Origin of the sequence: Paracoccus sp. (in: a-proteobacteria), assembly GCF_030604785.1 — a bacterium.
Taxonomy (GTDB): Bacteria; Pseudomonadota; Alphaproteobacteria; order Rhodobacterales; family Rhodobacteraceae; genus Paracoccus.
The window spans coordinates 1-7,433 of record NZ_JAUVVF010000070.1 but is presented as its reverse complement, the minus strand read 5'-3'; the positions used below and the strand labels follow the sequence as shown (position 1 = coordinate 7,433).

The 7,433-nt window shown below is 69.4% G+C and carries 7 protein-coding genes; 4 read left to right on the top strand and 3 right to left on the bottom strand.

What is annotated here, in order from left to right; all coding sequences use genetic code 11:
* From QAR72_RS15300 to QAR72_RS15290, 3 genes are all read left to right on the top strand, one after another.
* Positions 1–924, top strand: a 924-nt coding sequence (locus QAR72_RS15300) for a patatin-like phospholipase family protein (RefSeq protein ID WP_304618241.1), incomplete at its 5' end; no start/stop codon positions are given.
* Positions 921–2,348 (top strand): GntP family permease, encoded by a 1,428-nt coding sequence (locus QAR72_RS15295; protein WP_304618240.1) that lies wholly within the window; start codon positions 921–923, stop codon positions 2,346–2,348. The genes QAR72_RS15300 and QAR72_RS15295, both read left to right, overlap by 4 nt.
* Positions 2,349–2,448: 100 nt before the next feature.
* Positions 2,449–3,735, top strand: coding sequence for an MgtC/SapB family protein (locus tag QAR72_RS15290; RefSeq protein WP_304618239.1), 1,287 nt, complete (start codon positions 2,449–2,451; stop codon positions 3,733–3,735).
* Positions 3,736–4,194: 459 nt separating this feature from the next.
* On the opposite strand, the gene QAR72_RS15640 is transcribed toward QAR72_RS15290, so the two are convergent.
* Positions 4,195–4,416, bottom strand: a complete 222-nt coding sequence (locus tag QAR72_RS15640; RefSeq protein WP_331497663.1) for a hypothetical protein — start codon at positions 4,414–4,416, stop codon at positions 4,195–4,197.
* On the opposite strand from QAR72_RS15640, the gene QAR72_RS15280 reads away from it, so the two are divergent.
* On the top strand, positions 4,407–4,793 hold the full coding sequence (locus QAR72_RS15280) for a hypothetical protein (protein WP_304618238.1): 387 nt from the start codon (positions 4,407–4,409) through the stop codon (positions 4,791–4,793). The two genes, QAR72_RS15640 and QAR72_RS15280, sit on opposite strands and share 10 nt — an antisense overlap.
* A gap of 14 nt (positions 4,794–4,807) precedes the next feature.
* On the opposite strand, the gene QAR72_RS15275 is transcribed toward QAR72_RS15280, so the two are convergent.
* Positions 4,808–6,022, bottom strand: a complete 1,215-nt coding sequence (locus tag QAR72_RS15275; RefSeq protein ID WP_304618237.1) for an MFS transporter — start codon at positions 6,020–6,022, stop codon at positions 4,808–4,810.
* A gap of 11 nt (positions 6,023–6,033) precedes the next feature.
* Positions 6,034–7,401 (bottom strand): chromate efflux transporter, encoded by a 1,368-nt coding sequence (gene chrA, locus QAR72_RS15270; RefSeq protein WP_304618236.1) that lies wholly within the window; start codon positions 7,399–7,401, stop codon positions 6,034–6,036.
* Between the last annotated feature and the right edge of the window lie 32 nt (positions 7,402–7,433).

Genomic DNA, 7,433 nt, shown 5'->3' with positions numbered 1-7,433 from the left:
GGCCTGGGCACCGCGCCGGGGCCCGCGGGTGCTGCGGCGGCGCAAAAGGCGCTGTGGAAGTTCTGGAAGGGCGTCTCGCGCTCGGCCGCGATGATGCGCGGGGCGACGGCCGCGCTGGACTTCATGGCGCCGCCGCAGGGCCTGTCGGGTGTGGCCTTCGGGCCCTTCGCGCTGTGGTCGGCCAGCCATGCCGCCTGGCGCACCTTTGCCGAACGCGCGGCAGGCCGGCATGGCCGGGTGCCCGAGGACCTCAACCCGCTTGGCCCGCTGCTTAACGGGCTGGTCGATTTCGAGGCGCTGCGCCAGCCGACGGCGGTGCGGCTGTTCCTGTCGGCCACCGATGTCGCCACCGGCGCGCTCAAGGTGTTTCGCAACGCCGATCTGTCGGCATCGGCGGTGCTGGCCTCGGCCTGCCTGCCGCAACTGTTTCGCGCGGTCGAGATCGACGGCCGCGCCTACTGGGACGGCGGCTATCTGGCCAATCCGCCGCTTGCGCCGCTGATCGCGGAAAGCGCGGCCGACGACCTGCTGGTCGTCCAGCTGAACCCGACCCGGCGCGAGGCGCTGGACGAAGACGCCGACGCCATCCTAGCCCGGGTGAACGAGATCAGCTTCAACGCCAGCCTGGTGAACGAGCTGCGGGGCATCCTGACGCTGCGCCGGGCGCTTGCGCTGGCCCCGCCGGGGTTCCTGTGTGGCGAGGCGCTTCTGGAAAAGCTGTCCACCCTGCGCCTGCACCGGATCGCAGCGACCGAAACCGATGTCGCGTCCGATGGCCGCGGCCGGATGAACCCGGAATGGTCGCTGCTGCAACGGCTGCACGGCGCGGGACAGCGCGCCGCCGACGCCTGGCTGCAACAGTACGGGGATAGTCTGGGCCGCGTCAGCACCCTCGACGACACAACCGCACTGGATTTCCCATGACCGGACTGATCGGCATCCTGATCGCTCTCGTACTGCTTATCCTGCTGGTCTACCGCGGCCTCAGCGTGCTGATCGCGGCACCTTTGGCGGCGGCTCTGGCGGCGGCCTTTTCCGGGGTGCCGGTGCTGGCGGCCCTGACCCAGCTGATGATGCCCGGCATGGGCAGCTTCATCGTGCAGTTCATGCTGCTGTTCCTGCTGGGCGCGATCTTCGGCAAGCTGATGGAGGATACCGGCGCCGCCCGGGTGCTGGCGCTTTCGCTGGCCGAGCGCCTCGGCCCGACCCACACCATCCCCGCCGTCGTGCTGGCCTGCGCGGTGCTGACCTATGGCGGGGTGTCGCTGTTCGTGGTGGCCTTCGCCGTGGCGCCGCTGGCGGCCGAGCTCTTTGCGCGAGCCGGCCTGCCGCGGCGGCTGATCCCGGCGACCATCGCGCTTGGGGCCTTCACCTTCACCATGTCGGCGCTGCCCGGCACCCCGGCGATCCAGAACGCGATTCCGATGCCGTTCTTCGGCACCACGGCCTTCGCCGCTCCGGGCCTGGGTTTCCTTGGCGCGGCGGTGATGCTGGCCTTTGGCCTGGGCTGGCTGCTCTGGCGCGCGCGGTCGGGCGCGCTGGCGGATGACGCCGAGCCTGTCGCCGCCGCGCCAATGTCGCGCCGGATGCGCGAACTGGCGCAGGGCGAGGGCTTCGACATCGCCGAGGCGCGCCAGGACGGGGTGGCGCCCGACAACCTGCCGCCCATCTGGCTGGCGGCGCTGCCCATCCTGGCGGTGGTGGTGCTGAACGGGCTCTTCGTCTGGCTGGTGCTGCCACTGTTCGACAGCGCCTTTCTGGCCGAGCCGCGCTGGGGCGAAACCACCTTCGAGCGCGTGCGCGGGGTCTGGGCGATCATCCTGGCGCTGACGCTGACCATCGTGCTGATCGTGCTGACCAACCGCAGCCGCCTGCCGGCGCTGACCGACAGCCTGTCGGCCGGGGCAGGTGCGGCGGCGCTGCCGCTGCTCAGCACCGCGGTGCTGGTCGGCTTCGGTACCGTGGTGGCGGCGCTGCCCGCCTTTGCCGTCGTGCGCGATGCGGTGCTGGGGGTGGTGCCGGGGTCGCCGCTGGTGTCGCTGGCGCTGTCGATGAACGTGCTGGCGGGGATCACCGGATCGGCCTCGGGCGGGATGAGCATCGCGCTGGCCACCATGGGCGACGACTATCTGGCGCGCGGTCTGGCCGCCGGGATCGCGCCCGAGGTCATGCACCGGGTCGCCTCGATCGCTTCGGGCGGGCTGGACGCGCTGCCGCAGAACGGGGCCGTGGTGACGCTGCTCAGCGTCTGCCGGCTGACCCATCGACAGGCCTATGCCGACATCTTCATGGTCGCCTGCGTCGGCCCGCTGCTGGCCCTGGTCGTGGTCGTCTTGGTCGCGGCCTGATATCGGCGTGGATGGTCTTGTGGCCGCAGGCGCAGTGAGGAATAGTGAAAGCGTGGCGCGCCCGATGGCCTGAGCCGAGCCGGAAGGGCGCAGTGATCGGATGATGGAAGAAGCAAGTCAGGCCCTGCTACTGCTCGAGGCGCTCGGCATCGGTCTTCTGATCGGGATCGAGCGCGAGCGCAACGGGGGCGAGAACGGCGGTCCGGCCCCGATCGGGGTCAGGACCTTCTCGCTCGCCTCGCTGATTGGCGCGCTCAGCCAGTATGCGGGCGGGCTGCCGTTGCTGGCGGTGGCGCTGGCCGCGGTGGGCGTCCTGCGGGCGGTCGCACATCTGTCGCAGCCGGCCCGGGAGGCAGGAATGACCACCAGCCTCGCGCTGGTGCTGGTCGTGGTTCTGGGTGGGTTGTCGGTCGAGCATACCTTCCTTGCCGCCGCGTCGGGGGTGCTGGTCGCCACCCTGCTGGCAGCACGGTCGGCCCTGCGCGACTTCAGCCGCTCGGTCCTGAACGACTTCGAGATGCGCGACGGATTGATCCTTGGCGTCTCGGGTCTGATCATCCTGCCGGTGATCCCCGATACCGGCTTCGGGCCGGACGGTGCGATCAACGCGCGCGCCATCTTTGTCATCGTCATCCTGGTGATGGTCATCGGGGCGGTCAGTCACATCTGCACCCGGGTCTTCGGCCACCGGCTTGGCCTGCCGCTTTCGGGGTTCCTGTCGGGTTTCGTGTCCTCGACGGCCACTGTGGTCGAGATGGGCCGCAAGGTCGACGCCCTGGGTGATGCGGCCGTCCGCTTCATCCAGCCAGCGGCGGCGGGGGCCACCTTGTCTTCGGTGTCGTCGCTGGTGCAGACCGGCCTGGTACTGGGCCTGGTCAGCCCGTCCCTCTTCGCCCTGGCATTGCCGGTGCTGGTGGTGCCGACCCTGGTCGTGCTGATCTTCAGCGCCCTGCTGGTCTACCTGGCCACGCGAAAGGGGGTCGAGCCGGCGGGGATCGAATTGCCCTCGCGGATCTTTAGCGTCAACGACGCGGTGAAGTTCGCTTTGACCGTGGCAGCGGTCATCCTGATCTCTGCGATGCTGAACGATCGGTTCGGAACCGAGGCCGTACTGCTGTCAGCGGCCCTGGCCGGGTTGATCAGCACAAGTTCAGCTGCCGTCGCTCTAGCCTCTCTGGTCGCTGCAGGCCAGATGCCAGCGGGTGAGGCCGTGATGCCCCTGGCGGCTGCCCTGACGGTCAATGCCATGGTACGACTTGTGCTTGCCCTTCGCTCACGATCGCCAGCATTCGGGCGGATTGTGGCACTGGGCTTGGTCCTGTCCGTCCTATCCGTCTGGATCGGCTGGCACTTCTCGGCGGTGATTAAGGTTTGGCTGAACGGCTAAGCAGGCACCTGCGGCGATACGGCAGCTTGGTCTTGGTCTTGGCTCCCGGCTTTCGCTCGGGGTGCCGTGCTGGCGGCCTGCACAGGTCGCTGTGCGTCCCGGTTGGCGACTAATATGCAATACCCGTTTCAAAGGTGATTCCCACACTGCATCCTGGTGGCCATCAGGATGTACACTGGCGACGGCGTATGGGGTGCGGTAGGCGGGGAAGGTGGCAGTCAGGGAAGCGAAGCCTCATTTCGGGCTGGACAGCTAAACTTGCAGGGCTAGAGGAATCCTTGGCGAAAAGCGATGCCAGCGCCAACCTGGCCCACGGGATACGGGCAGGCCGGTTAACGCGGCGTGCAGGATCTGTTGGGCGTTGGCGCAAAATGTTGCGCTGAAGTCTCCCGCCGGTGCGACGGAAGATCTGTGTTGGCCACCCGCGGACCAGGCTGCCGATGACCGAAGCCCTTCTCATTAGGTCTCAATGTCCTCCGCATAGGTGCCGCGCAATTTCAGCGTCATGGTCACGGCGGCGGCGTCGCGGTTGCGCCAGAACCAGCCGTGCTCTCCGGCAAAGGGGGCCTTGATGCTGCCCTTACCCGCAGCTTCTTCCCGTCCCCAGGCGTAGTGATCGGCTTGCCTTTGTTCTGGGCTTGCAGGTTGTTTAATGACAGGCCTGATCGCCTTTGGAGCCATCCATCGGCTTCGGCTTTTCGCTGACGCAGACGCCCATCGGGCGGATCATCAACCGTTCCGCCCGCGAGGCGGACCGGGGTGCTGTCTTTGCCGCGCAGTTCGCGCTGTCGCACGCCTGCTGGCTGGTGACCTATCCGCTGGCGGGCTGGATCGGCGCGGGGGCGGGGCTGTCGGTCGCGGCGCTGGTGCTGGCGGGGATCGGGGCGGCCGGTCTGGTGGCGGTGCTGCGCCTGTGGCCCGCCGATGACCGCCCCGTGTTGCCGCATGACCACCCGGACCTGCCGCCCGACCATCCGCATCTGGCCGAACACGGCCCCCACCACGCCCATGCGGTGGTGATCGACGACCTGCACCGCCGCTGGCCCAGGGCGGCCTGAGCGGGGGGCTGCGCCTAGCGCTCCTCCGGGGGGCGGATGTGGCGGAACTGGTGCAGCAGCAGCAGGTCGTAGGTGATCTTGAGCCCGCCGCAGACGAGGAACGGCAGGGCCAGCCATCCCGCCCCCAGCATGGCCCCCGCGATCGAGGGGCTGACGGCGGCGGCAAGGCTGCGGGGGACGGAAGTGAAGCTGGCGGCGGCCGTCCTTTCGCCCTCGGTCACGACGGCGATCACATAGGAGGACCGGGTGGGCACATCCATCTGCGACAGCGCGGACCGCAGGAGCAGGAGGCCGAGTGCCACGGGCAGCGAGGGGGCGAAGGCGGCGGCGATCAGGCACAGGTTGGACGGGATATGGGTCCAGACCATCGTGTTGATCAGGCCGATCCGCCGCGCGAGCCAGGCCGCGACCGGAAAGGAGAAGGCCGACAGCACCCCCGACCAGAAGAAGAACAGCCCCGCGCTGGAAAGCGATAGGTCGAAACTCTGGAACAGCCAGAGCGCCAGAAGCGACTGCACCACGAAACCGCCCGCGAAGGAATCGAGGCTGAAGAGCAGCGCGAGGCGGATCACGATCCCGCGCGAGGGGCCGAGGCCTGCGGGGGCTGCACCCGCGGCGGGCGGGGCCTGTGGCGGCAGGCGGCGGTAGAAGGCGAAGGCGGCCAGCCCGAGCAGGGCATAGAGCGCGAAGATCAGGCGGAAGGCCGTCTGCCTGTCGACGCCCAGGGGGGCCAGCCAGTCGGGGCTGCCCGCCGCCAGCGCGCCGAAGGCACCGGCCAGCGCGCCGATCAGGCTGTAGCGGGAAAAGAGCGCCGTCCGCCGCGCGGGCACCACGGCCCCGGCGATGACCGCGTGTTCCAGCGGGACGAACAGGCTTGCGCTGCCCGCCGATGGGTTCAGCGTGCCCACCATCGCCACGACCAGAAGGGCTGCGAAGCCGTCGAGGCTGGCGAAGGCCAGCCCGGTCGCCACCATGAGCCCCGCCGCGGCCAGCAGGAGGCCCCGCCGATCCCGCCGCGCCCCGGCGATGCCCACGCCCAGCGTCATCAGGGCCGACCCCGCCAGCGCGGCCGAGGACAGCAGCCCCACCTGAACCGCCGAGAACCCCAGCGCCAGCAGATGCGCGGGCAGGATCACCGCGACCAGCCCTTCGCCGAAGTCGCGCAGGCCCCGTGCGGCCAGCAGGGCGTTGACCGCCCGCGCCGACCCTTCCTTTGGACGCGCGGCCATCGTCATTCCCTTCAGGCGAGACCCGCCAGATGCAGCGCCAGCCCCAGCGCGGCCGCGCCGCCGAGGACGGTGGCAATGCCGAGTTTCAGCCGGAACACCGCCAGAAGCGCCAGCGCCGACAGGGCCGCCGCCGCCCCGTCGACCGAGGCCAGAACCGGCAGTTCCAGCGACAGGGGGCCTGCCTCGATCCGCGCGACCTCGCGCCAGATGACGTGGACGGCGAACCAGATGGCGAGGTTCAGGATCACCCCCACCACCGCCGCCGTCACCGCCGACAGGGCCGCCGACAGCGCCCGGTTGGACCGCAGCCGTTCCATGAAGGGGGCGCCGAGGAAGATCCAGGCAAAGCAGGGGGCGAAGGTGACCCAGGTCGCGAGCAACCCGCCGAGGGTGCCCGCGAGCAGCGGGGCGGCCCAGCCCGCCTCGCGCAGGGCGGCCATGAAGCCCACGAATTGCAGCACCATGATCAGCGGCCCGGGTGTGGTTTCGGCCATGCCGAGGCCGTCCAGCATCTCGCCCGGTTGCAGCCAGCCGTAGGTGCCGACCGCCTCCTGCGCGACCCAGGCCAGCACGGCATAGGCGCCGCCGAAGGTCAGCACGGCGAGTTTGGAAAAGAACGTGGCGATGTCGGTGAACACGCTGCCGGGGGCCAACAGGACCAGAGTCGCGACAGGGGCCAGCCACAGGATCAGCGCCACCGCCCCGGCCCGAAAGGCGCCGACGCGCTTTGCGCCGGTCAGGTCGCCATGTTCCTCCCCCAGCAGGGTGGCCGCATCCGCGACAGGGGTCTGACCGACCGATCCGTGCCCGCCACCCCCTTGGAACGCCGCCAATCCTGCCTTGGCCCCGGTCCAGCCAATCAGCGCCGCCACGGCGACGATCAGCGGAAAGGGCGCACCGAAGGCAAAGATCGCCACGAAAGACGCCGCCGCGATGGCCTGCATCGCGCGGTTCTTCAGCGCGCGCTTGCCTACCCGGACCACTGCCTGCAGCACGATCGCGAGCACTGCGGCCTTCAGCCCGAAGAACAGCGCCGAGACGAACCCCACATCGCCCCAGATCGCATAGATCCAGGACAGTGCCATGATCGCCACGACACCGGGCAGGATGAACAAGAGCCCCGCCACTAGCGCACCGCGCACGCCGTGCATCAGCCAGCCGATATAGGTGGCCAGTTGCTGCGCCTCCGGTCCCGGCAGCAGCATGCAGAAGTTCAGCGCATGCAGGAATCGGCCATCTCCCAGCCAGCGCTTCTCCTCGACCAGGATGCGGTGCATCACCGCGATCTGCCCCGCAGGCCCGCCAAAGGACAGCGCCGCGATGCGCGCCCAGACCTTCGCCGCTTCGGCCAGAGTCGGAAAATCCTGTGGCACGCTCATTTGGACTTTCCGCTGTTCGTTGGCCAATTGTG

Bases quoted from the DNA above. Each gene is read 5' to 3' on its own strand.
- QAR72_RS15295 (WP_304618240.1), top strand. From the start codon at position 921: ATGACCGGACTGATCGGCATCCTGATCGCTCTCGTACTGCTTATCCTG.
- QAR72_RS15290 (WP_304618239.1), top strand. From the start codon at position 2,449: ATGATGGAAGAAGCAAGTCAGGCCCTGCTACTGCTCGAGGCGCTCGGC.
- QAR72_RS15640 (WP_331497663.1), bottom strand. From the start codon at position 4,416: ATGGCTCCAAAGGCGATCAGGCCTGTCATTAAACAACCTGCAAGCCCA.
- QAR72_RS15275 (WP_304618237.1), bottom strand. From the start codon at position 6,022: ATGGCCGCGCGTCCAAAGGAAGGGTCGGCGCGGGCGGTCAACGCCCTG.
- chrA (WP_304618236.1), bottom strand. From the start codon at position 7,401: ATGAGCGTGCCACAGGATTTTCCGACTCTGGCCGAAGCGGCGAAGGTC.